Annotated in this window: 18 protein-coding genes and 3 pseudogenes; all 21 read right to left on the reverse strand. The window is 31.2% G+C overall.

Annotated features, from left to right (window positions below):
* Nucleotides 1-49: 49 nt before the first annotated feature.
* Nucleotides 50-648, reverse strand: a pseudogene (gene hisIE, locus AC0L4B_RS12780) (bifunctional phosphoribosyl-AMP cyclohydrolase/phosphoribosyl-ATP diphosphatase HisIE).
* Between the two features lie 116 nt (nt 649-764).
* Entirely contained in the window at nt 765-1,520 is a 756-nt protein-coding gene (gene hisF, locus AC0L4B_RS12785) for an imidazole glycerol phosphate synthase subunit HisF (RefSeq protein ID WP_473437262.1), read from the reverse strand.
* 83 nt (nt 1,521-1,603) lie between these two features.
* The gene (locus tag AC0L4B_RS12790) at nt 1,604-3,715 is read right to left on the reverse strand and encodes a NosD domain-containing protein (protein WP_473437263.1); all 2,112 of its coding nucleotides are present in this window, start codon (nt 3,713-3,715) and stop codon (nt 1,604-1,606) included.
* Between the two features lie 121 nt (nt 3,716-3,836).
* Nucleotides 3,837-4,571, reverse strand: coding sequence for a 1-(5-phosphoribosyl)-5-[(5-phosphoribosylamino)methylideneamino]imidazole-4-carboxamide isomerase (hisA, locus tag AC0L4B_RS12795; RefSeq protein ID WP_473437264.1), 735 nt, complete (start codon nt 4,569-4,571; stop codon nt 3,837-3,839).
* Between the two features lie 167 nt (nt 4,572-4,738).
* Nucleotides 4,739-5,320, reverse strand: a complete 582-nt coding sequence (gene hisH, locus AC0L4B_RS12800) for an imidazole glycerol phosphate synthase subunit HisH (protein WP_473437265.1) — start codon at nt 5,318-5,320, stop codon at nt 4,739-4,741.
* Nucleotides 5,320-6,459 carry a bifunctional histidinol-phosphatase/imidazoleglycerol-phosphate dehydratase HisB gene (hisB, locus tag AC0L4B_RS12805; RefSeq protein WP_473437266.1) on the reverse strand — a complete coding sequence of 380 codons (1,140 nt, stop codon included), beginning with the start codon at nt 6,457-6,459 and terminating at the stop codon, nt 5,320-5,322. The genes hisH and hisB overlap by 1 nt, the downstream gene beginning before the upstream one ends.
* A 43-nt stretch (nt 6,460-6,502) precedes the next feature.
* Nucleotides 6,503-7,537: a histidinol-phosphate transaminase gene (gene hisC, locus AC0L4B_RS12810; RefSeq protein WP_473437267.1), complete on the reverse strand. Its 1,035-nt coding sequence runs from the start codon at nt 7,535-7,537 to the stop codon at nt 6,503-6,505.
* A gap of 333 nt (nt 7,538-7,870) precedes the next feature.
* Nucleotides 7,871-9,154: a histidinol dehydrogenase gene (hisD, locus tag AC0L4B_RS12815; RefSeq protein ID WP_473437268.1), complete on the reverse strand. Its 1,284-nt coding sequence runs from the start codon at nt 9,152-9,154 to the stop codon at nt 7,871-7,873.
* Nucleotides 9,155-10,012 carry an ATP phosphoribosyltransferase gene (gene hisG / locus AC0L4B_RS12820; RefSeq protein WP_473437269.1) on the reverse strand — a complete coding sequence of 286 codons (858 nt, stop codon included), beginning with the start codon at nt 10,010-10,012 and terminating at the stop codon, nt 9,155-9,157.
* A gap of 270 nt (nt 10,013-10,282) precedes the next feature.
* Complete coding sequence (locus AC0L4B_RS12825) at nt 10,283-11,095, reverse strand: prohibitin family protein (RefSeq protein WP_028289794.1); 813 nt, start codon at nt 11,093-11,095, stop codon at nt 10,283-10,285.
* A gap of 14 nt (nt 11,096-11,109) precedes the next feature.
* Nucleotides 11,110-13,143, reverse strand: a complete 2,034-nt coding sequence (locus tag AC0L4B_RS12830; protein ID WP_473437270.1) for a VWA domain-containing protein — start codon at nt 13,141-13,143, stop codon at nt 11,110-11,112.
* An 8-nt stretch (nt 13,144-13,151) separates the two neighbouring features.
* The gene (gene fabG / locus AC0L4B_RS12835; protein WP_028289796.1) at nt 13,152-13,898 is read right to left on the reverse strand and encodes a 3-oxoacyl-[acyl-carrier-protein] reductase; all 747 of its coding nucleotides are present in this window, start codon (nt 13,896-13,898) and stop codon (nt 13,152-13,154) included.
* A gap of 162 nt (nt 13,899-14,060) precedes the next feature.
* The gene (locus tag AC0L4B_RS12840) at nt 14,061-17,030 is read right to left on the reverse strand and encodes a M16 family metallopeptidase (RefSeq protein ID WP_473437271.1); all 2,970 of its coding nucleotides are present in this window, start codon (nt 17,028-17,030) and stop codon (nt 14,061-14,063) included.
* A 105-nt stretch (nt 17,031-17,135) separates the two neighbouring features.
* Nucleotides 17,136-18,008, reverse strand: a complete 873-nt coding sequence (gene sucD, locus AC0L4B_RS12845; RefSeq protein ID WP_473437272.1) for a succinate--CoA ligase subunit alpha — start codon at nt 18,006-18,008, stop codon at nt 17,136-17,138.
* 98 nt (nt 18,009-18,106) lie between these two features.
* Nucleotides 18,107-18,496, reverse strand: a complete 390-nt coding sequence (locus AC0L4B_RS12850; RefSeq protein WP_473437273.1) for a nuclear transport factor 2 family protein — start codon at nt 18,494-18,496, stop codon at nt 18,107-18,109.
* The gene (locus tag AC0L4B_RS12855) at nt 18,497-19,432 is read right to left on the reverse strand and encodes a UDP-3-O-(3-hydroxymyristoyl)glucosamine N-acyltransferase (protein WP_473437274.1); all 936 of its coding nucleotides are present in this window, start codon (nt 19,430-19,432) and stop codon (nt 18,497-18,499) included.
* 11 nt (nt 19,433-19,443) lie between these two features.
* Nucleotides 19,444-20,010, reverse strand: coding sequence for an elongation factor P (gene efp, locus AC0L4B_RS12860; protein ID WP_028289801.1), 567 nt, complete (start codon nt 20,008-20,010; stop codon nt 19,444-19,446).
* A gap of 21 nt (nt 20,011-20,031) precedes the next feature.
* The gene (lpxA, locus tag AC0L4B_RS12865) at nt 20,032-20,817 is read right to left on the reverse strand and encodes an acyl-ACP--UDP-N-acetylglucosamine O-acyltransferase (protein ID WP_028289802.1); all 786 of its coding nucleotides are present in this window, start codon (nt 20,815-20,817) and stop codon (nt 20,032-20,034) included.
* Nucleotides 20,818-20,828: 11 nt separating this feature from the next.
* Complete coding sequence (locus AC0L4B_RS12870) at nt 20,829-22,235, reverse strand: bifunctional UDP-3-O-[3-hydroxymyristoyl] N-acetylglucosamine deacetylase/3-hydroxyacyl-ACP dehydratase (RefSeq protein ID WP_473439445.1); 1,407 nt, start codon at nt 22,233-22,235, stop codon at nt 20,829-20,831.
* 15 nt (nt 22,236-22,250) lie between these two features.
* Nucleotides 22,251-23,249 (reverse strand): annotated as a pseudogene (gene lpxD / locus AC0L4B_RS12875) (UDP-3-O-(3-hydroxymyristoyl)glucosamine N-acyltransferase); the annotation flags it as partial.
* 25 nt (nt 23,250-23,274) lie between these two features.
* Nucleotides 23,275-24,503 (reverse strand): annotated as a pseudogene (locus AC0L4B_RS12880) (HD domain-containing protein).
* Nucleotide 24,504: the final 1 nt, after the last annotated feature.

The following is a 24,504-nucleotide window of genomic DNA, read 5'->3' on the forward strand; positions in this document are numbered from 1 at the left end:
CTGCTTTTTTTATTTAATTAAAGCTAAAAAAGAATGATTAAACATGATTTTATTTCTCTCTTCCTTTTAACACGTTAACTACATCATTAAGTTTAAAACCTTTAGCTTGTAATAGCATTAAATAATGAAATAGCAAATCTGCACTTTCGTTTAAAAACAAATCGTCATTATCATCTTTAGCTTCAATAACCACTTCTACTGCTTCTTCTCCTACTTTTTGAGCCACTTTATTAATGCCTTTAGCGAATAATGAAGCGACATAAGATTTTTCAGAATCTCCAGCCTTTACACGACTTTCAATTGTATTTTCTAGTTTAGAGATAAACCCAAAACTTTCGTTGTTATCTCCATTCCAGCAAGTATCACTTCCTGTATGACATGTTGGTCCTTTAGGGTTAACTAGTATTAATAACGTATCATTATCACAATCTAATTTAATATCTACTAAATTTAATACATTACCACTTTCTTCGCCTTTTGTCCATAAGCGGTTTTTTGTTCTGCTAAAAAAGTGACTAATTTAGTATCTTTAGTTTTATTAAACGCTTCTTCGTTCATGTAACCCAACATTAATACATTTTTTGTTGTTACATCTTGAATTACTGCTGGTACTAATCCGTCATTATTTTTATTAAAATCTATATTCATAGTTTTGTTTTGTCAGGTCGAGCGCAGTCGTGACCTCTATTTTTAAATAACCTCTCGACTGCGCTCGAGGTGACATTAATTTTTAAGAGATGCTGAAACAAGTTCAGCATGACGACTTATAGTCGTACTGCTATATTATTATCTCTTAATTCTTCTTTTAATTCTTTTATTGCAATTTCACCAAAATGAAAAACGCTTGCAGCTAAAGCAGCATCAGACTTACCATCTTTAAAGGTATCTACGAAATGTTGTACAGTTCCAGCTCCTCCTGAAGCTATTATAGGAATATTTAAAGTGTCAGATAACTTAGCTAAAGCTTGGTTTGCAAAACCAGCTTTGGTGCCATCGTTATTCATGGATGTGAATAGTATTTCACCTGCGCCTCTACTTTCAACCTCTTTTGCCCAATCGAATAAATTCAACTCGGTTAGAATACTTCCTCCTGCCAAATGCACCATCCATTCGCCATCAATTTGCTTAGCATCAATAGCAACCACAACACACTGACTCCCAAATTTATTAGCCAATTCGTTTACTAATTCAGGTCTCTTAACTGCTGAAGAGTTGATAGACACTTTGTCGGCACCAGACTTTAATAATATATCAACATCTGCTATTGAAGAAATACCACCTCCAACCGTAAACGGAATATTAACATGTTCTGCTACTTTTAAAACCATATCAATCATGGTTTTTCGCCCTTCTAATGTTGCTGAAATATCTAAAAATACTAATTCGTCTGCACCTTTTATAGCGTATTGTTTTGCTAATTCTACTGGATCACCAGCATCGCGTAGGTTTACAAAATTGACACCTTTAACAGTTCTTCCGTCTTTAATGTCTAAGCATGGTATGATTCGTTTTGTAAGCATAGTTATACGTTTGATATTTTACGATAATCAGACCATCCTTTTTTAATAAAAATTGCTTGGTCCTTTATCATGATACTTATTTGTTAATTATTTCCTGAAAAAACATTATTTACGCCACCATCAAAAAAACCTTCTAAACCATTACTATTTATAAAAGTATTATTCATGATTGTAGAGTTATTTCCTAAAAAATGTAAAGGGGATCGAAAAGTAGACTCGTTATTAACCGTATTATTTTCGATAGATATATACGCTCCTTCAGTAACAGAAATTCCTGTGTTATTATTTCCAACAGACTTAACGATGTTATCATTAAAAATAATATTTGATCCTGATAACGTTACAGCTGTAGATAAATTCCCATCATTAGTTCCTTCAAATGTATTACCTGTGATTTCTACATCTGCTGAATTACCAGCACCAAAAGTAACTCCATTACTAGAATTTATTAGTATATTATTTTTTATCATAGTATTACTAGTTCCGGAAAGCCCTAAACCAGCACCGTTAAACTCATTACCCATAACAGTTATATTAGATGACCCTGATATTATTCCACTTCTAGATGCATTTATTATATTATTCATAAAAGCAAATTGATAATCCTCATGCGTAGATTCTGTATTTATAGCCAGTATATTTAAAGGTTTTCCGTCTTCTAAAGCAAAATCATTATCATAAACATTTACATTATCTAAATACGTTTGTCCTAGTATACCAACAGAGTTTTCAATGTTACTTTCGAAGTTATTATCATAAACTTCTGCATTCAATAAAGAAGCTAATTGAATACCAACCTTACAGTTGATAAGATTATTATCATAGACTTCTACATTTTGATCAGTTAAAAAGATACCAACACCATCTGGATTGGTCACTGTATTACCTGACACAATATTATCTATACCATTAAATCCTAAAAATCCTCCATAAATTTTACCTGAAGTATTATTTGTAACCCTTACATTAAGTGATGTACTCCATCCAATACTATTCTCTGCAGTATTACCAGAAATTTCAATATCAGTAGAACCAACCGTTAAAATATCATGATTAGAACTTGAATAGCTATCTTCAACAAAATTATTTCTAATAATAACCCCTGATACCACTTGCATTACCTGTGTCTCAGTTAATATTCCGATTTTTGGAGCCCTTCCTTCAGATGTCCCAAAGGGTGTTTCAACATCAATACCTGCTCTATAAGAATAACAGTCTTCAATAATAACATCCATTCCATCTGTAACCTGAATATTATTTTTTGCATTAGAATCCATTATACAGTTCTTTACTATCACATTTTGACTTGGTATATAGTCACTGTTTTGGTGAAAAGAATAACTTTGGATTACTATTCCACTATCTCCAGCAAAACTAACACTTACATTATCTATAACTGTGTTTTCTGCTCCTGTAATCTGTAATACATGACTACCACCTACTGTTGGTCCATGTCTTAATCTATCACCAATTAAATGACCTCCAGAAACATTGACATTAGTGGATTGGTATATTTTAACAAGTTTAGAACTTAAAATACTATTCACAGGTAAAGCTCTTATATACGTATTGTCAGCCATTTTTAAATGAAAATTAGATGATGGTAAAAATAATACTGCATTAAAAGCAGCAGCTGCATTATCCTCTCCATTATGACAATCAAAAAAAGCGTTAAGCTTACCAATAGTAAACACAGAAGCTCCCATATCATAAACTGTATTTAAAGTGTTTTTGATAATTTGATAATTATTATAAGCATCCACTTGCGAAGAAGGCTCAGGATTATTTTCGCCTTCAACTTCTACGATTCCCCATCTGAATGGGTAAAAAACAAAATCTTGATCTACTAAGGCTACATTTCCTTCTACAGTTAAATCTGAATTTAACAATTCTCCTGCAATTGTTCCTGAACCTTCAAAATTTAATGTCCCATTAAAAATATTACCGCCTTCAAAATTAAAAGTGACACCTGTCGGTACAGTAATTGTTTGTCCTTCTAAATCTAACAAGCAGTTTATAACAACTGATGTATTTTCTTGAATATTAAAATCGCTATATAAACAAGTTTCTGTTGCAGTGATAAGAATCTCTTCTGCGGTCCCTGATTCTTGATTTTCATTAACAATAGTATCATCTGTTTTACATGACGTTAGTATTGTAAATATTAGTAATAGAAATGTAATTATTTTTTTCATCTTTTAATTTAAAATTAGGTTTGTAATTACTCAAATCTATCGACTAATCAATTTTGATAAGAAATGTATTAAATAATTTGTTTTAATTGATAACCAATAATTATATTGATTTTCAATAACATTATAAAAAGCGCTCTAATTCTTTTAAAGTAATTCTATTTTCATAAATAGCTTTACCTATTATAACACCCTCACATCCGATATCTGCAAGTTTTTCTAAATCTTCAATAGTAGTTACACCACCTGAAGCTATTAATTTTACAGACTGTCTAGAACTGTCATTTGTACATTCTTCAATAATATTTTTATACAAATCTATTGATGGTCCTTCTAACATACCATCTTTAGATATATCGGTACAAACCACATATTTAATGCCTTGTTTTTGATACCCTTTAATAAACGGAATGACCTCTAAGCTACTTTCTTCTAACCAACCACTAATGGCTATTTTTTCGTTTTTACAGTCTGCTCCTAAAATGATTTTTTGAGAACCATATTTACTAATCCAACGCTCAAACGTATCTCTATTTTTAACAGCAATACTACCTCCTGTAATTTGTTTTGCTCCAGAATTGAATGCTGTAATTATATCGTTATCAGATTTTAAACCACCTCCAAAATCAATTTTTAAATTTGTTTTAGATGCAACTTGTTCTAAAACGCGGTAGTTTACAACATGATCGGCTTTTGCACCATCTAAATCTACCATATGTAAATACTCGATTCCTGCGCCTTCAAATTGTTTTGCAACCTCTAAAGGGTTTTCATTGTAAATTTTAGTGGTATTGTAATCGCCTTTTGTTAAGCGTACACATTTACCGTCTATGATATCTATTGCTGGTATTATTCTCATATTCATTTCCCACGAAAGTGGGAATCTTTTTAATTAATATTTTCTTTTACTTGTGCATTTCTGCGTATGCAGGAATAACAAATTTACTTTTCGTTTGGTCGAGCGCAGTCGAGACCTCTATCTTTAAACAACCTCACGACTGCGCTCGAGGAGACAGCAACTTTAAATTAAAGTGCTATAAAATTCTTTAATATTTGCTCTCCTACTACTGATGATTTTTCTGGATGAAATTGCACACCATAAAAATTATCTTTTTGTAAAGCTGAAGCAAAATCTAAACTATATGTTGTTGTGGCAATGCTTTCTTTACAAGCTTCAGCATAAAAACTATGTACAGAATACATGAACGCTTCATCTTTAATATCTTTAAATAACTCCGATTTTAAATCTGTTATCGTATTCCATCCCATTTGTGGTACTTTAACTGTATTGTTGAAACGCTTGACGTCTACATCAAAAATACCCAAACCTTTTGTATTACCTTCTTCTGAAGATTTACACATGAGCTGCATACCTAAACAAATTCCTAAAACGGGTTGTTTTAATGTTGGAATTAAAGTGTCTAAACCACTTTCTTTTAGCATTTGCATTGCTGAACTTGCTTCACCAACACCTGGAAAAATCACTTTATCTGCTGCTTCAATTTCATCTGGATTATTAGATAAAATAGCATCGTAACCTAAACGTTTAAAGGCAAATTGTATACTTTTTATATTACCTGCTCCGTAATCTATTATTACTAATTTCATTACAACATACCTTTAGTTGATGGCAAGAACATTTTATTTGCATCACGTTTTACAGCCATTTTCATTGCTTTTGCAAAGGCTTTAAAAATACCTTCTATTTTGTGGTGTTCGTTTGTACCTTCTGCTTTAATATTTAAATTACATTTTGCGCCATCTGTAAACGATTTAAACAAATGGAAAAACATTTCGGTTGGCATATCACCTATTTTTTCGCGTTTAAAATCGGCTTCCCATTCTAACCAGTTTCTACCTCCAAAGTCAACTGCTACTTGTGCTAAGCAATCGTCCATAGGTAAACAAAATCCATAACGCTCAATCCCTAATTTATTACCTAAAGCTTTATTAAATAATTCGCCTAAAGCAATCATTGTGTCTTCAATCGTATGGTGTTCATCTACCTCTAAATCTCCATCAACTTTTATAGTTAAATCCATTGCACCATGACGACCAATTTGATCTAACATATGATCGAAGAATGATAAACCTGTATCAATATCGTTTTTACCTGAACCATCAAGATTCAATTTAATATAAATTTTAGTTTCGTTGGTATTACGAGTGATCTCTTCTACACGATCATTTAATTTTAAAAATTCGTAAATCGCTTTCCAATCTGTACTTGTTAATGCGATAGAATCTAAAATAGCTTGTTTAGACGTTTCAATTTCATCTGCTCCTAATTCTGGATTTTCAGATAGAAATATACCTTTTGCTCCAAGGTTTTTAGCCAATTCCATATCTGTAATTCGGTCACCTAAAACAAAACTGTTTTCTAAATCGTATTCAGCTTTATCAAAATACTTTGTTAGTAAACCTGTTCTTGGCTTACGTGTTTCGGCATTTTCATGCGGAAATGTTTTGTCTATACAAACTTCAGAAAAGACAACACCTTCTTTTTGGAATGCTGAAATCACTTTGTTTTGCGCAGGCCAAAAGGTATCTTCCGGAAAAGAATCGGTTCCTAAACCATCTTGATTAGTTACCATAACTAGCTCAAAATCCAACTCTGATGCTATTTTAGCCATGTATTGAAATACTTTTGGGTAGAACTCTAATTTCTCTAAACTATCTAGTTGATAATCTACAGGTGGCTCTAATACCAAAGTTCCGTCTCTGTCTATGAATAATACTTTTTTCATAATTATATGTTCTTGTGAGATTCTGAACAAGTTCAGAACTACGTTATATATTTTTTAAAGCTTCAATTAGTTTTTGGTTTTCAACAGCAGTTCCAACAGTAATTCGAATACAATTCTCAACCTGAGTATTTCTGTTTCTAATAATTACTTTTTCATCTATTAAATATTGATAGGTTTTATCCGCATTATCAACTTCAACTAATAGAAAGTTAGCATCTGTAGGATATATTTTTTTAACGATAGTTAACTGACTTAAATCTTCTTTTAGTTTAGTTCTTTCTGAAAGAATTATATCAATATTCTTAGCTACTTCAGCTTGATTATTTAAGCTATTTAAAACTGCTTCCTGATTTAAAGTACTTACATTATAAGGTGGTTTTACACGATTATAAAGCGTAATAATTGCTTCGCTAGCATAGGCAACTCCTACTCTAACACCTGCTAATCCCCAAGCTTTACTAAAGGTTTGACTTACAATTAGATTGTTGTATTTATTAATATTTTTAATGAATGATGCTTGCGAGCTGAAATCTATATAAGCTTCGTCTACAATCACGATACCATTAAAATTCTCAAGAATGTATTCAATATCATCCGTATTAATTGTATTTCCTGTTGGATTGTTTGGTGAGCAAATAAAGATAATTTTAACCTCTTCAAAATCTAAATACGGTTGTAATTGATTTAGGTTTATTTGAAAATCGTTAATCAAAGGTTGTTTAATCACCTCAATATTATTGATGTTTGCTGACACATCGTACATTCCGTAAGTTGGTGTAAAAGTTAAGACTTTGTCTTTACCTGGTTCACAAAAAATACGAAAGGCTAAATCTATAACTTCATCACTACCATTACCAATAAAGATCTGGTTAGTATTTACAGATTTAATTGAAGATAATTTTTCTTTAATTTTTGATTGCTGAGGATCTGGATAACGATTTAAATCTCCAAACGGATTTTCGTTAGCATCTAAAAACACATCTGCAGTCCCTTTATACTCATCTCTTGCAGATGAATACGGTTTTAAAGCTTTGATGTTATCTCTAACTAGGTTATTTATGTTGAATGTTGTATTCATTTTTTATAATTACTGAATAAATTGCAGTTCTCTATTATCTGTATTTGTGTGATACTGAAACGAGTTCGGTATGACGTTGTGATATTGTTTAAAACTTATCTCTTGTTTTCAATTCGTTACTTTAAATCTTTCGTCACACTGAATTTATTTCAGTGTCTCATTATTTAAAGCTTGTGTGATACTGAAACGAGTTTAGTATGACGTTACGATAGTATTTAAACTTATCTCTTGTTTTTAATCTTTATTTAAAATATTTCGTCAAACTGAATTTATTTCAGTGTCTCATTATTTAAAGCTTGTGTGATACTGAAACAAGTTCAGTATGACGTTTGATTATTTTAAATCTTTTAATCTAATTGAAACTGCATTTTTGTGTGCTTGTAAACCTTCAGCTTCAGCCATTAACTCAATTGTTTTACCAATATTTTTTATACCCTCTTCTGTAATTTTTTGAAACGTAATTGCTTTTGTAAAACTATCCAAATTTACTCCAGAATATGCTTTACTAAAACCGTTTGTTGGTAAAGTATGATTGGTTCCTGAAGCATAATCTCCAGCACTTTCTGGTGTGTAATTACCTATAAATACTGATCCTGCATTTTCAATTCCATTAACATAAAAGTCATCATCTTTTGTACATACAATAAAGTGTTCTGGTCCATATTGATTAATCAAATCTAGAGCTATTGCATCCGTTTCAACTAAAATAGATTTAGAATTCACAATCGCTTGTTTAGCAATACCTTGTCTAGGAAGTGCTTTAATTTGAACCTCTATTTCTTCCGCTACAGCGTTAATTAAATTTTGAGATGTAGATACTAAAATAACTTGACTATCTGCGCCATGTTCTGCTTGAGATAACAAATCTGAAGCCACATAACTAGCGTTTGCAGTATCATCTGCCACGACTAATAACTCACTTGGTCCAGCAGGCATATCGATTGCCACGCCATATTTGGTTGCTAATTGTTTAGCGACAGTAACAAACTGATTTCCTGGGCCAAAAATCTTGTAAACTTGCGGAATAGATGCTGTTCCAAAAGTTAATCCAGCGATTGCCTGAATACCACCAACTTTAATAATTTTAGTAACACCACATAATTGTGCTGTGTATAAAATTTCGTTAGCAATTTTCCCTTCTTTATTTGGAGGTGAGCACAATACAATCTCTTTACATCCTGCTATTTGAGCGGGAACAGCCAACATTAAAACGGTTGAAAATAAAGGTGCAGTACCAGCAGGAATGTAAATCCCAACTTTTTGAATAGCTCTTTTTTCTTGCCAGCAGTTAACACCTTCGGCAGTTTGCACACTAACTTTTTCAGTTTTTTGTGCCTTATGAAAAGTTTCTATATTTGTTTTGGCTTGTTGTATGGCTTGTTTTAATTCGGTAGAGATTTTAGCACTTGCTACTTCTACTTCTTCAGTAGTTACAGTATTTGACGCTAATTCTGCTCCATCAAATAATTGTGTGTATTTTGCTATTGCTTGATCTCCGTTACGTTGTACATCATCAAAAATTTGAGTTACCGTAGTTTCAATATCATTAACGGTTTGTGTTGGTCGTTTTAAAATATCTGACCATGTCGATGGGTTTGGATTGCTAATAGTTTTCATTTATATCACCATATTTTCGATTGGACAAACTAGGATACCTTCTGCTCCATTTTCTTTTAGCTCGTCGATAATTTCCCAAAAAGCATTTTTATTTATCACAGAGTGAATTGAACTCCAACCCGCTTTAGCAAGCGGTAAAACCGTTGGGCTTTTCATACCTGGAAGAATATTTATAATATCGTCTACCTTATTGTTTGGTGCATTTAACAACACATAACGTGATTGTCTAGCTTTTAAAACAGACTGTAATCTAAATTGTAATTTATTTAAAATAGCTTGATTGTCTTCAGAAATTTTTGGAGATACTGCTAAAACAGCTTCCGATTTTAAAATAACTTCTGCTTCTTTTAAACCGTTTTTAAATAATGTGCTACCGCTAGAAACAATATCTACAATTGCATCTGCTAAGCCAATATTTGGTGCAATTTCTACAGAACCATTAATAATGTGCAAGTTTGCTTTAATTCCGTTTTTATCTAAAAACTGATTTACTGTATTTGGGTAAGAGGTTGCAATACGTTTTCCTTCTAAATCTTTAACCGAATTGTATGAAGTGCCTTTTGGAACTGCTACAGAAACTTTACATGAAGAAAAACCTAATTTTTCGGCAATTGTAATGTCGTTTCCTTTTTCGATCAAAACATTTTCTCCAATAATAGCAACGTCTACCACACCATCTTTAAGGTATTGAGGAATGTCTCCATTACGCAGATAAAAAATTTCTAGAGGAAAATTTTTAGCCGAAGCCTTTAATTGATCTTTTCCATTGTCTATAGAAATTCCGACAGCTTTAAGGATTTTCATTGAATCCTCATTTAATCTTCCTGACTTTTGAACTGCAATTTTTAATTTACTCATTTTAGTTTCTTTTTTAATTTTTTAGATTTTTTTGAAAATTTGAGTAAATCTTTTAACGACGTTTTTAAAAACAAAAAACCGTTTGATTTACTCAAACGGTTTTAAAAATATTTTGGATTTATTCAATACATTTCTATCTGGCTTGAGTGCTAGTATGGAAATGATGATGATGTAATTGAATAAAATTCATGTTTCTTTTTTTGTCTTAACAAAGATTGTAAAAATAATATTACAAATCCAAATTTAAGTACATTAAATTAATGTTAAGCCTTATTGATTACCTAAAATAATTGGCATACCAGAGTCTCCAGAACCAATAACTATAACTTTGCTATTATTTGATTCTGAAAGCTTTACAGTAGCTTCAATACCTTTATCTTGTAATATTTTATCTGTTAAAGATGCACTTAAAATTTTATTTGCATCAGCCTTACCTTGTGCCTCAATTATTACTTTTTCGGCTTCTTTAGCTGCTGTAACTAACCTAAACTCATATTCTAAAGATTCTTGTTCTTGTTTTAATTTACGCTCAATTGCATCTTTAATTGTTGGTGGTAATGTTACATCTCTAATTAAAATATTGTTTAATTGAATATACTGAGATTCGACTATTTTTTTAGTTTCTTCAAAAATTTCATCTTGAATAGCGTCTCTTTTACTAGAATATAATTGTTCTGGTGTATAACGACCTACAACACTTCTTGCTGCACTACGGATAGCTGGTTGTAAGACACGACTAACGTATTCTCTACCTTTTTCTTTGTGTAGTTTACTTAAGTTTTTGTAATCTGGCTGATATAATACAGACGCATCTAATTTAATATCTAGTCCATTTGAAGATAATACAGACATTTTTTCTGGTAATTCTTGCTGTCTAACCTCATAATCAATAACACTGTTCCAAGGTGCAACAAAATTAATACCTTCTCCTAAAGGCTCGCTATTTGGATCAACTCCTCCTCCTAATTGATATAAAACTCCAGCATGACCAGAGTCAATAGTTTTAACAGATTTGGTGATAATAATAATTCCGACTATAACTGCAAATAAAACAGGGAAAGCCACTTTTGGTAATTTATCCATTGTAATTTTTTAATTTAAATTAATCCTTTGTATTTTCTGATAAACCACTCCAGTGCTAAGCTAAGCACGATAATAAAGAGTAAATAATACCAATCTATCAAAGGTACGACACTTTTATTACTTTTTTGAATGGGTTGGTAACGCTTGTCGCTTAATAAGTCATTAGCTAATGCTTTGTAATTACTTATAAAAAAAGCGTTTCCGTTACTATTAGTAGCAACTTGTTGTAGTTTTGTTACATCTGCATTTAAAAATTGTTGCTCGACGTTATATTCAATAATCTTGAAATTACCAGACACTGAAATGTTTTCTGAGGAAGATTTAGCTGTAAAACTATAGCTTCCAGACTCTAAACCATTTAAATTTACTTGGTAATTATTACCTTTTAAAATTAAAGGCCTTGTTATTGTTACTAAAGATGCTTTATTTTTTACTGCAATAGATAATGATGCATTGTCATCAAACTCGTAATTTTTATTAAAAAACTGAGCAATAATTATAATATTATCACTTCCGTTATAAAATGAATTATAATCGATGTTCAATCTATTTTTTCGTTGGTTGGACGCTAAATACTGTACTAGTTTACCAATAAAATTATCAAATTTCAGAAAACCATCTTCGTTTAAATAACTTTGCGCTCTCCACTTCCAAAGATCTTCTCCAAATAATATAGCTTCTCTCCTACCATTAATTTCTAGAGTTGTTAATAATGGCTGTTTAGTTTGAATACCAGAAACGGTTTTATATAAAATTGTTTCTGACGGTAAATTAAAATCTGCTTCTCCAAAAGTAGATTTTAGAGGCGGAAAATTATTAAAATCTAAATCTTCAATTATAAAAGCTGAATAATTAGTGTTTAAATTAGGTTGGTAATCTTCGGTTTGAGACGTTACTTCTAAATTATAATCTGTTTGGATTTCATTTAAAAATAACCAATCTGTTTTGGGTCCTGATATTACCCATTTATTTTTGTTTTGCTTTTCTAATTCAGCAAATAAAGACTTAAACAAATTGTTTGGCTGATATAATATAAATAATTGAAAATCATTTAATTGATTTAAAATTTTGTTTGGACTTAAAAATACAACTTCACGTTGCTCATTACTTTCAATACTCTTTTTTAAAGCACCCAAATCAGGATGTAAAACAGTACTTACAATTGCAATTTTAGACTTTTGATCAATGACTTCTACTGCAAAATTTTTATAATTATTGGTTTTATTTTTTTCGGTAGTTAACGGAATTACTTGTGCTTTGTAATCTTGTACTCCAACACTATTAGCTGATAAATTAAAGTTTAAAACCTCACTGTTTTTTGATTTATCTAAGGTCATTACTTTAGAAAATACAGTAGTATTTCCTTTAGTAACCACAAATTTACTTGAAATAGCTTGATCTCCATTATATACAACTATAGCTTCTACAGGAAATTTATTCTTTAAATAGGCATATTTATTAACGTTAAGCTTACTAATTTGTAGGTCTGAATACACAACAGTGTCTCCTAAAATAATAGGATAAATAGGTTGATTGTATTTTTTAGCCGAAAATTGATAATCATTACCAATGGTTTGGTTTCCGTCAGACACAACAATTGTTGGTGCTGTGCTATTTTTATAAACTTGAGATAACTGCTTAAAAACCTTATCTAAGTTAGTCTGATTTTGATTAAATGATAAGCTATCATTAGAATTTAATGTGTTTCCGAATGAAAACAATTCAACATTAAACTTATTATTTAATTCAGCATTATTCGTAATTGTATTTACAAATTCTTGAGCTTTTATATCTTGTTTTAAGTGCTTTATAGACGATGAATTATCTACAGCAATTACCAGATTTGGTTTTATAATATCATATTTAACTTGCTCAAACTTTGGGTTAATCAGTAATAACAATACTGAAAATAAAGTAATGAAACGCAAAAAAGCAAAAAGCGCATTAGATGTTGATGCGCCTTTTGCTTTATATTTATATTGAAACAGAGCTAGTACAAGTGCTACTACTCCTGCTAAAATGATATATAATACTGTTTCTGTTGACATTAAATAAATTACGTTAACATTCCTCCATCAACATTTAACGTCTGACCAGTAACATAAGCAGACATATCTGATGCTAAAAACACACATACATTTGCAATATCTTCTGGTGTACCACCACGCTTTAAAGGAATTGCATTACGCCATTCTTTAACTGTATTTTCGTCTAATTTTGCTGTCATTTCGGTTTCAATAAAACCTGGAGCAATCACATTACTTCTAATGTTTCTTGAACCTAACTCTAAAGCAACAGACTTAGAAAAGCCAATAATACCAGCTTTTGATGCTGCATAATTAGTTTGCCCAGCATTACCTTTAACACCAACTACAGAACTCATGTTAATAATAGAGCCTTTACGTTGTTTTAGCATTGTACGTTGTACAGCTTTTGTCATGTTAAATACAGACTTAAGATTTACTTCGATTACTTTATCAAAGTCCTCTTCACTAATACGCATTAACAGATTATCTTTAGTAATTCCTGCATTGTTTATTAAAACATCAATACTTCCAAATTCTGTAAGTACATCTTGAGCCAAAGTTTGAGCTTCGTCAAAACTAGCAGCATTACTTTTATATCCTTTTGCTTTAACACCTAAAGCTATTAATTCTTTTTCTAACTCATTTGCTGCGTCTACAGATGAACTGTATGTAAATGCAACATTAGCACCTTGCTGAGCAAATACTTGAGCAATACCTTTACCAATACCTCTTGAAGCACCTGTAATTATTGCTGTTTTTCCTTCTAAAAGTTTCATTAAAATAATATTTGATTTGTTTTCGTTTACACGAAAATACATTGTTAGTTTACTATTTCAAATATAGTAATTACAAATTGTTATGTATAAAAAAACCTCATAATTTATAGTAATTATGAGGTTTTAGTATTCTAATTCTTTTTAGTCAATAGACTATTAAAATTACATTTTTACGTCTTCAGATTTTTCGTAATTAAATAAATGGTCAATATCCATTTCTTGAACTTTTCCTAATTTATCTAAAGCCTTCAAATCAACATCTTTTTTATTACCAATAACCATGACGTTGTAATCTTCTCCTTTAATGTTTTTATTAAAAAACTCGCGTAAATCTGCTAAAGTCATATCTTTAATAGCATTATACATGGCTTCTCTGTTATCTTCAGATATTCCTAATTTTTGAAGTCTTTCATAATTCCAAAAAATACTTGATTTATTAATACGTTGCGCTGCTATTTTTTTAAGCGTAGACTCTTTAGCTGCTTCAAACTGAGCTTCAGATTCTGGCATATCATTCATTAATCCCATCATAGCATCAACAGCTTCTGGCATTTTGTTAGCCTGAGTACCAATGTAAGCCATCACGTAATTAGCATCATCTTTTTCTCTAGCTGTACTGTAGCTTGACCAAGCAGAATATGCTAATGATTTAGACTCTCTAATTTCTTGGAATACAATAGAAGATAATCCACCACCAAAATAAGTGTTGAATAATGTTGAAGCAGCCATGTTTTCAGCTTTAAAAGGCTCTCCTTTAGCTAAAAACATCATTTCTGATTGTACCATATCAAAATCTACAAAATATACATTTCCACCAGTTTCTTTTTCCTCAAAAGTCATAGCTTCAGGATAATCTTTTAATTGTGCATTAACTTTATGTGATGCATTTAAGGCAGATACAGCATTGTCAACGTCCTTACCATAGTAAAACATACGTTGCTTATAATTTTTTAAATCTTTTGCTAAAGCAACCAATTCCTCAGGATTAATTTTATTTAATTCTGAAACCGAAATTATATTACGGAAACTAGAATTTTCGCCATATTTAGCATAGTTAAGTAATCCACGTCTTAAAATACTACCTTTATTAGTTTTAGTATTTTGTCTTCCTTTAGCTATAGATTGTACATATTTATCATAAGCGTCTTGATCTGCAACAGCATTATCTAACAAATGTTCTAGTAATTCTAATCCTTTTGGAAGGTTTTCTTTTAAACCACTTAAACCAATGTATGTTTTTTCGTTACCAGTATTAACGTAATAATCAACCCCTAACTTATAAAACTCTTTTTTAAGTTGCTCATTAGAATACTTTTCTGTTCCTAAATACTCTAAGTACCCAACAGCTAAGTCTAATTTTTTATCATTATCACTTCCCATGTCAAAAATGATATTCATATCAAACAAATCATTAATTTCGTTTTCAATGTAGGATACTTTAATTCCGCTATCAGTTTTAGTTTCTTTTATAGCTGACGCATAATCCACATAAACAGGTTTAAGAGCTTCAGATTCAATATTATTAAACGCTTCAATAAATTCAGAATTAGATCCTCTATTTAAATTTACTGGTGTAATTCCCGGATTTTGAACCTTTACAATATTTTCATCAACACCTTTACGTTTGTAAGTTACTACGTAATTGTCTTTGTAAAATGAATTAGCAAAGTCAACTAATTCTTGCTTAGTAATCTTTTTAAGATCATCTAAAAACTTAACTTTATCTTCCCAGTTTTCGTCATGGATAAAAGCATTTACATACGCATCTGCAACAGCTGTACTACTTTCATATTGTTTAAGTTGAGATTTTTTTAAGTCATTAATTACAGCATCAATCATCCAATCTTCAAACTCTCCTTTTTTAAGCTTTTCAATTTGCTCTAAAAGTAATTCTTTAAGTTCATCTAAAGACTGTCCTTCTTTTGGTGCTCCGCTTAAAACGTGATAACCATAGTCGTTTAAAAATGTAGGTGACGATCCAGCATATTGCACTAGTTGTTTTTGATTTAAGTTTAAATCCATTAAACCTGCGTTTCCGTTAGCTAAAATCATATCTGCTAAAGTTACTAGTTTTTCATCCTTGGTTTTCACTCCTCCTGTGCGATAAGCAATAGAAATACTTTCTGCTGTTGGTCCAAAAACTTCGTTTTCAACCACATTAGTTAACGTTTCTTCTTTAGGTAATTCTGGATGAGTAACTTCTTTTTTCTCTAATTTACCAAAGCTTTCATTTACTTTAGTTATGGTAGCGTCAAAATCTAAATCACCTACTAATACGACAGCCATGTTATTTGGAACATAATATTTATCAAAATAATTATGAATATCAACCATTGATGGGTTTTTTAAATGCTCTGCAGTACCAATAGTTGTTTGCTGACCGTATGGATGGTTAGGAAATAAACCTTTAAGCATTGCGGCATAACGTTTACGTCCATCACTATCTTGACCTCTATTAAATTCTTCAAAAACAGCTTCTAACTCAGTGTGAAATAAACGTAAAACAACTTGTCCAAAACGCTCACTTTCAAGTTTTAAAAATTTATCAAGCTCGTTAGCTGGAATTTTATTTGTGTAAACCGTTTGCTCAAACCATGTGTATGCATTTGTACCAGTAGCACCAAGTGAACTTGACATTTTATCATACTCATTAGCAACAGAAAAATCTGAAGCTGCTAATGACACTCTGTCAATTTCTTTATAAATAGCTAGTTTGTTATCCGGATTTTTTTCTGCTCTATGTTTTTCGTATAAATTAGAAATAGTATCTAGATATTTTTTTTCAGTTTCCCAGTCAATAGTACCAATTTTATCTGTTCCTTTAAAAACCATGTGCTCTAAATAGTGCGCTAATCCTGTAGATTGTTTAGGATCATAATTTGAACCTGCTCTAACAGCAATATAGGTTTGTATTTTAGGTTCGTCTGTGTTTTTACTTAAATACACTTTTAATCCATTATCTAAAGTGTATAAACGTAATCCTGTTGGATCATTTGCAACGGTTTGATAACTAAAACCATTAGCATCTTTTTGGGTTTCTGACTTAGCTACCGAAGATGCTGTATTACCTTTTTTGCAACTAGCAACTAAAGTAATCAGAGCAATAGTTAAGACTAATTTTAAGTGTTTCATTTTTTGATTGATTATATTAATAAAAAAGTTCGTTAGCTAAATTAAGCTAACGAACTTTAAAGGGTATTATATTTTGAGTTTTTTAACAGAAAATCAAGAGATTTCTTATCCTAATACTTCTGCTACTTTTTTACCAATTTCAGCTGGAGAATCTACAACGTGGATACCACATTCTTTCATAATCGCTTTTTTAGCTTGAGCTGTATCATCAGATCCACCTACAATTGCACCTGCGTGACCCATTGTACGTCCTGCTGGAGCAGTTTCACCTGCAATAAATCCAACGATTGGTTTTTTACTACCAGACTCTTTGTACCATTTAGCAGCATCAGCTTCTAATTGACCTCCAATTTCACCAATCATAACAACACATTCAGTTTCCGGATCGTTAATTAATAACTCTACAGCTTCTTTAGTAGTTGTTCCAATAATTGGATCTCCTCCAATACCAATTGCTGTTGTGATACCTAAACCTTGTTTTACAACTTGGTCTGCTGTTTCATAAGTTAAAGTACCTGATTTAGAGACTACACCTACTTTACCTTTTTTGAAAACAAAACCTGGCATAATACCAACTTTAGCTTCACCTGGAGTGATTACTCCTGGACAGTTAGGACCTACTAAACGACAGTCTTTATCTTTAATATAATCTGCAGCTTTAATCATATCTGCAACAGGAATACCTTCTGTAATAGTAATAATTACTTTAATTCCAGCGTTAGCAGCTTCCATGATTGCGTCTGCAGCAAAAGCTGGTGGTACAAAAATGATTGTTGTATCTGCACCTACTTTATCAACAGCTTCTTGAACTGTATTAAAAACTGGTTTGTCTAAGTGCGTTTGACCACCTTTACCTGGTGTAACACCACCTACTACATTTGTTCCATATTCAATCATTTGACCTGCGTGAAAAGTACCTTCACTACCTGTAAATCCTTGAACTATTATTTTTGAATCTTTGTTTACTAAAACGCTCATGTTTTGTATTGATTAAGAAGTTTTATGTTGAATTGTTATTTACTTTACAAAAGTAAGTTTTTGTCTGCTAATTGAAAACGAATTTAATATTTAATTTATTAAAATGATGATAAGCTTTCAGGATTCTCGTCAAACAACTGACTAATTTCGTATCCTTTATACAATAGTCCGTTTTTAACTTCCCAAATAGAAATAAAGTGTGCTATTGGTTCGATTTCATCTGGTCTTTCAATTGTTGCTGCATAAGCAGTATATCTTGCAGTAATTGTATCGTTTTCTTTTAATAAATGGCTTAATTTATATGTAAACGTTACAAATGACTGTCTAATATCTTCTAATTTAGCTTTGATACCATCATGATCTAAAGCTAAATAGCCTTTGCTACTATTCCAATGTAATTGACAATCTTTGTCAAACATGTCAATAGCATTTTCTGATTTTGCTAAATCTAAATTATAAAATGCTTTTACAACCGCTCTTGCTGACATCTATTTATTTTTTAATTGTTTGATAATTTCTGGAATTCGCTTGATGTAAGCTAATTCTTTTAATTTAACTCGTGATTCTTCAATTGGAGTACCAAAATAAGATTTACCACCTTCGATAGATTTTGTAACACCTGTTTGACCTAAAACATTGGCTTTTTTACCAATTGTAATTCCGCTGGTAGTACCAACTTGTCCCCAAAGTGTCACTTCACCCTCTATAATACAACATCCTGCAATACCTGTTTGTGATGCAATTAAGCACTTTTTACCGATTACAGTATCATGCCCAACTTGTATTTGATTATCTAATTTAGAGCCTTCTCCAATAATTGTATCTCCTGTAACTCCTTTATCAATAGTACAAAGTGCTCCAATATCTACATTATCTTTAATAACAACCCTACCTCCAGATTTAAGTTGATCAAATCCTTCTGGTCTATTTTTATAATAAAAAGCGCTTGCACCTAAAATAGTACCAGCATGAATGGTTACATTATTACCAATTACTGCATCATCATAAATACTAACATTGGAATGTATGACGCAATTGTCACCAATAACAACATTATGTCCAATAAAACAATTTGGTTGAATAACTGTATTGTTTCCTATTTTAGCTGAAGCTGAAATAGCAGAATTAGCACTTTGAAAAGGCTTGAAATGAGACGTTAATTTATTAAAATCTCTAAACGGGTCATCACTAATTAATAATGCTTTGCCTTCTGGACAGTCTACCTCTTTATTAATTAAAATAATAGTAGCTTTACTGTTTAAAGCCTTGTCATAATATTTAGGATGGTCAACAAATACGATGTCTCCTGGCTCAACAACATGAATTTCATTCATGCCTAAAACCTGAAAATTTTCGTCTCCAACAAAAGCGCTATCAATAAGTGAAGCTATTACTTTTAATGTATATGGTTTAGGGAATTTCATGTGTTAACTAACTATTCTTTAACACGTTCTTTATAAGTCCCTTTTACAGTTTCTACTTTAATTTTATCTCCTTCATTTATAAATAAAGGTACATTAACAATAGCTCCTGTTTCAACTGTTGCTGGTTTTGTAGCATTAGTTGCAGTATTCCCTTTAACTCCTGGTTCTGTAGCTGTAATTTCTAAAACAACACTTGCAGGTAATTCTACTGATAAAGGACTATTATCTTCTGTATTTATAATTACAGTTACAACTTCTCCTTCTTTCATTAATTCTGGACGATCTAAAGCTGCTTCTAATAATCTAATTTGAGTATAATCAGCTTCATTCATAAAATGGTAAAATTCACCATCATTATATAAATATTGAAATTTATGAGTTTCTACTCTAACATCTTCTAATTTGTGACCTGCTGAAAATGTGTTATCAATAACTTTACCGTTAGTTACACTTTTTAATTTTGTTCTAACAAAAGCTGGACCTTTACCTGGTTTTACATGTAAAAATTCAATTATTTTATAGATATCATTATTATATCTTAAGCATAATCCGTTTCTAATATCTGATGTTGTAACCATTTTATAATTTTGTTTTAATTTTTAATTTGATTTAAAATAACCTTTCATAATACCTCTATGAGAGTTTTTGATAAATTGAAGTATCTCGTCACGCTCCGTTGTCGCTTCCATTTCTGCTTCAATAATAGCTGCTGCTTGTGTATTATTATAGTTTTTTTGATATAATATTCTAAATATATCTTGAATTTCTCTAATTTTCTCAGTGGAATACCCTCTACGTCTTAATCCAACAGAATTAATACCTACGTAAGACAAAGGCTCTCTACCTGCTTTTACAAAAGGTGGTACATCTTTACGCACCAAAGATCCTCCTGTTACAAAAGCATGACTACCTACTGAACAAAATTGGTGTACAGCTGTCATACCTGCAAGCACAACATAATCTCCAATATTGATATGCCCTGCTAATGTACTGTTATTAGAAAAGATACAGTTATTACCCACAATACAGTCATGTGCAATGTGACAATAAGCCATTATTAAACAATTATCACCAACAACCGTTTTCATTCGGTCTGTTGTTCCTCTGTTTATAGTCACACATTCTCTAATGGTTACATTATCACCTATTATAGTTAATGTGTCTTCATCGTTATATTTAAGGTCTTGTGGTACTGCAGAAATCACTGAGCCTGGAAAAATATTACAATTTTTTCCGATTCTTGCGCCTTCCATTATAGTGACGTTACTACCTATCCATGTGCCTTCTCCAATAATTACATTATTACTAATGGTTGTGAATGGTTCAATAACCACATTTTTGGCAATTTTCGCACCTGGATGTACGTATGCTAAAGGTTGGTTCATTTTTTATTGTATTATTTTACTTTAGTTATTTGTGCCATTAATTCGGCTTCGGCACATAATTTACCATTTGCATAAGCGTAACCTTGCATATGGCAAATACCACGTCTTATTGGTGTTATTAACGAGCATTTGAAGATTAATGTATCTCCTGGTACTACTTTTTGCTTAAATTTAACTTTATCCATTTTCATGAAAAATGTCAAGTAATTTTCTGGATCAGGAACAGTACTAAGTACTAAAATACCTCCTGTTTGTGCCATAGCTTCCACTATTAAAACTCCTGGCATTACTGGAGCTCCTGGAAAGTGACCTTTAAAAAATTCTTCATTCATGGTCACATTTTTCATTCCTATAACTTTGTTTTCAGATAATTCAAAAACTTTATCAAGTAATAAAAAAGGTTGTCTATGTGGTAACATATCCATAATTTGATTTACATCCATAACTGGTGTTTGGTTTAAATCAATATTTGGTACGTTATTACGTCTTTCGTTTTTAATAAGTTTAGACATTTTTTTTGCAAACTGTGTGTTTACAAAATGTCCTGGTTTATTAGCTATAACTTTACCTCTAATACGTGTACCGATTAAAGCTAAATCACCAATAACATCTAATAATTTATGTCTAGCTGCTTCGTTTGGATAATGCAAAGTTAAATTATCTAAAATTCCATTAGGTTTAACTGATATAGCCTCTTTATTAAATGCTTCTTTAAGTTTTTCCATAGTAGAATCGGATAATTCTTTATCTACATATACTATGGCATTATTTAAATCACCTCCTTTAATCAAACCATGCTCTAGTAATGCTTCTAATTCATGTAAAAAACTAAAAGTCCTAGAGTCTGATATATCCTTTTTAAAGTTAGATATTTTATTTAAAGTTGCATTTTGAGTTCCTAAAACTTTTGTACCAAAATCAACCATTGTTGTTACTTGATACTCTTTAGAAGGCATGACTAAAATCTCACTTCCCGATTCTTCGTCTGTATAAGATATAACATCGGTAACCTCATAAACCTCTCTGAAAGCTTCTTGTTCTTGGATACCTGCTTTTTCAATAGCTTCTACAAAAAACTTTGATGAACCATCCATAATTGGTGGCTCAGAGTTGTCTAATTCTAAGATGGCATTGTCAATATCTAAACCAATTAATGCAGCTAATACATGCTCACAAGTTTGAATAGTTACTCCGTTTTTTTCTAAACAAGTACCACGCTGTGTGCTAGTTACATAGTTTGCATCTGCTTCAATTACAGGAGTCCCTTCTAAATCAATACGTTTAAAAGCAAATCCTGAGTTTTCTGAAGCTGGTTTAAAAGTTAATGTTACCTCTTTTCCTGTATGTAAGCCAACTCCTGTTAAGGATATTTCCTTTTGAATTGTTTTTTGCTTTATGTCAGTACTAACTATTCCCATTTCCTTTTTTTCTAATTCGTTTATAGTTTTTACCAATTTTGGTAAGTTTTTAAAATATACATAGGATTTATTATAATCTCCATAAGATAAAGCTGGAGAACCTTGAAGTACCTCGTTGTCTTTAACATTACGTCCTATTCCTGATTGTGCTTGTATTTTTACATTATTACCAATAACAATGTGTCCTACAATACCAACCTGTCCACCAATTTGGCAATTTTCACCAATTTTGGTAGAACCCGCTATACCTGTTTGAGCAGCAATAACAGTGTTTTTACCAATCTCAACATTGTGTGCTATCTGAATTTGATTATCCAACTTTACACCTTTTCGTATAATTGTAGAGCCTAAAGTAGCTCTATCTATAGTGGTAGCTGCACCAACATCTACAAAGTCTTCCAGTATAACGTTACCGATTTGTGGTACTTTACTATATTCTCCGTTTTCATTTGGAGCAAAACCAAATCCATCTGCACCAATTATTGCTCCAGAATTTATAACACAATTTTTTCCAATAACACAATCTGAATAAATTTTTGCTCCAGAAAATACAACTGTATTGTCCTGTATTATTACATTGTCACCAATATAACTGTTAGGAAAAATCTTAACATTATCACCTATTGTTACATTATCACCTACTACGGTAAATGCACCAATATAAATATCCTTTCCGATTTTAGCCGAATCTGATATAGATGTTGGTTGCTCTATACCAAACTTATTTAACTTAACTTGATTATAGTATTCTAATAATTTTGAAAATGACTTATAAGCATCTTCTACTTTAATTAGCGTACAAGTTATATCTTGTTCTGGCACAAAGTCTTTACCAACAATAGCTATTGTTGCTTTTGTGGTATAAATATAAGGTGTGTATTTAGGATTAGCTAAAAAGGTTAAAGCACCTTCTACTCCTTCTTCTATTTTTGATAATTTAGATACCTCTGCCTGAGGATTACCCTCTACGACACCATCTAAAATACCAGCGATTTGTTCTGCTGTAAATTTCATTATTAGCAAAAATAGAAAAAATGTACTAAAGTTTGTCTTTTGGATAACATATATAATATTTAGTCACTGTTTTTGACAGTGCTTTTAAATTTAGTTGGTCTGAAGCCTTAACTATATCCTCTACTTTACCGTTTTTGTATAAAATATTTATATTTTGTTTTTTTCTAGTATAAGCTTGATTACTTATTTGTCCGGTAAAGACAAAATAATTAGCTTCATGATCTGAAATACTATGTTTTTGTTGCAACGTTTTTTTATGATTATCTAGTATACTTTGCTTTATAGGTTTCTTTTTTATCTTAACCTTTAATAAATGTCTATTAATTATCATATCGCAAAGATTTTTTAGCACAAAATCATCATGATATTGCCAATTTTTCATTGCTGAAACAATATCATAATCATCTAATTTTGCAAAGGTTTCAAGACAACCTGAGTTAAATTCATTTAAAGTGATTTCATTTTCTAAAAAGAAGGATAATGGTTTACTAGCTTGTAATTTCACTCCACTTTTAACTAATTCTTTAGCTCTTTTTAATACTCTAATCAATAATTGCTCTGCGACTAAGCTTGTTTTATGTAAATACACTTGCCAATACATTAAACGTCTGGCTACTAAAAATTTTTCGATACTATAAATACCTTTATCTTCAATAACTAATTGGTCGTCTTTTACATGTAACATGGTAATCAGACGCTCGCTATTTATATTACCTTCAGACACACCTGTGTAAAAACTATCACGCTTTAAATAATCTGCACGATCCATATCAATTTGACTTGATATAAGTTGTAACATAAACTTACGATGGTACTGTCCTTTAAAGATTTGGATGGCTAGTGTTAAATCGTCGTTAAATTCTGCATTTAGTTCTTGCATGAATAATGACGAAATCTCTTCATGAGAAACACCACTAACTATACTATGCTCCATTGCATGACTAAAAGGGCCATGACCAATATCATGTAGCAAAATAGCTATACATAGCGCTTTTTCTTCTTCTTCAGAAATCTTAACCCCTTTAAATCTAAGTACTTGTATTGCTTTTTGCATTAGATGCATACAACCAATGGCATGATGAAATCTTGTATGATGCGCACCTGGATACACTAGATATGATAATCCCATTTGTGAGATCCTTCTAAGTCTTTGAAAAAAGGATGCTCAATTAAATCAAAAATTATAGAATTTGGAATAGTAATAAATCCGTAAATTGGGTCGTTTAATATTTTAAGTTTGTTACTTGGTTTCAAG

Source organism: Olleya sp. NP1-10 (assembly GCF_055804415.1).

Bases quoted from the DNA above. Each gene is read 5' to 3' on its own strand.
- hisA (WP_473437264.1), bottom strand. From the start codon at position 4,571: ATGAGAATAATACCAGCAATAGATATCATAGACGGTAAATGTGTACGC.
- efp (WP_028289801.1), bottom strand. From the start codon at position 20,010: ATGGTTACAACATCAGATATTAGAAACGGATTATGCTTAAGATATAAT.
- AC0L4B_RS12790 (WP_473437263.1), bottom strand. From the start codon at position 3,715: ATGAAAAAAATAATTACATTTCTATTACTAATATTTACAATACTAACG.
- sucD (WP_473437272.1), bottom strand. From the start codon at position 18,008: ATGAGCGTTTTAGTAAACAAAGATTCAAAAATAATAGTTCAAGGATTT.
- AC0L4B_RS12840 (WP_473437271.1), bottom strand. From the start codon at position 17,030: ATGAAACACTTAAAATTAGTCTTAACTATTGCTCTGATTACTTTAGTT.
- hisH (WP_473437265.1), bottom strand. From the start codon at position 5,320: ATGAAATTAGTAATAATAGATTACGGAGCAGGTAATATAAAAAGTATA.
- lpxA (WP_028289802.1), bottom strand. From the start codon at position 20,817: ATGAACCAACCTTTAGCATACGTACATCCAGGTGCGAAAATTGCCAAA.
- AC0L4B_RS12850 (WP_473437273.1), bottom strand. From the start codon at position 18,496: ATGTCAGCAAGAGCGGTTGTAAAAGCATTTTATAATTTAGATTTAGCA.
- hisG (WP_473437269.1), bottom strand. From the start codon at position 10,012: ATGAGTAAATTAAAAATTGCAGTTCAAAAGTCAGGAAGATTAAATGAG.
- AC0L4B_RS12830 (WP_473437270.1), bottom strand. From the start codon at position 13,143: ATGTCAACAGAAACAGTATTATATATCATTTTAGCAGGAGTAGTAGCA.
- hisC (WP_473437267.1), bottom strand. From the start codon at position 7,537: ATGAATACAACATTCAACATAAATAACCTAGTTAGAGATAACATCAAA.
- AC0L4B_RS12870 (WP_473439445.1), bottom strand. From the start codon at position 22,235: ATGGGAATAGTTAGTACTGACATAAAGCAAAAAACAATTCAAAAGGAA.
- hisD (WP_473437268.1), bottom strand. From the start codon at position 9,154: ATGAAAACTATTAGCAATCCAAACCCATCGACATGGTCAGATATTTTA.
- hisB (WP_473437266.1), bottom strand. From the start codon at position 6,459: ATGAAAAAAGTATTATTCATAGACAGAGACGGAACTTTGGTATTAGAG.
- fabG (WP_028289796.1), bottom strand. From the start codon at position 13,898: ATGAAACTTTTAGAAGGAAAAACAGCAATAATTACAGGTGCTTCAAGA.
- hisF (WP_473437262.1), bottom strand. From the start codon at position 1,520: ATGCTTACAAAACGAATCATACCATGCTTAGACATTAAAGACGGAAGA.
- AC0L4B_RS12855 (WP_473437274.1), bottom strand. From the start codon at position 19,432: ATGAAATTCCCTAAACCATATACATTAAAAGTAATAGCTTCACTTATT.
- AC0L4B_RS12825 (WP_028289794.1), bottom strand. From the start codon at position 11,095: ATGGATAAATTACCAAAAGTGGCTTTCCCTGTTTTATTTGCAGTTATA.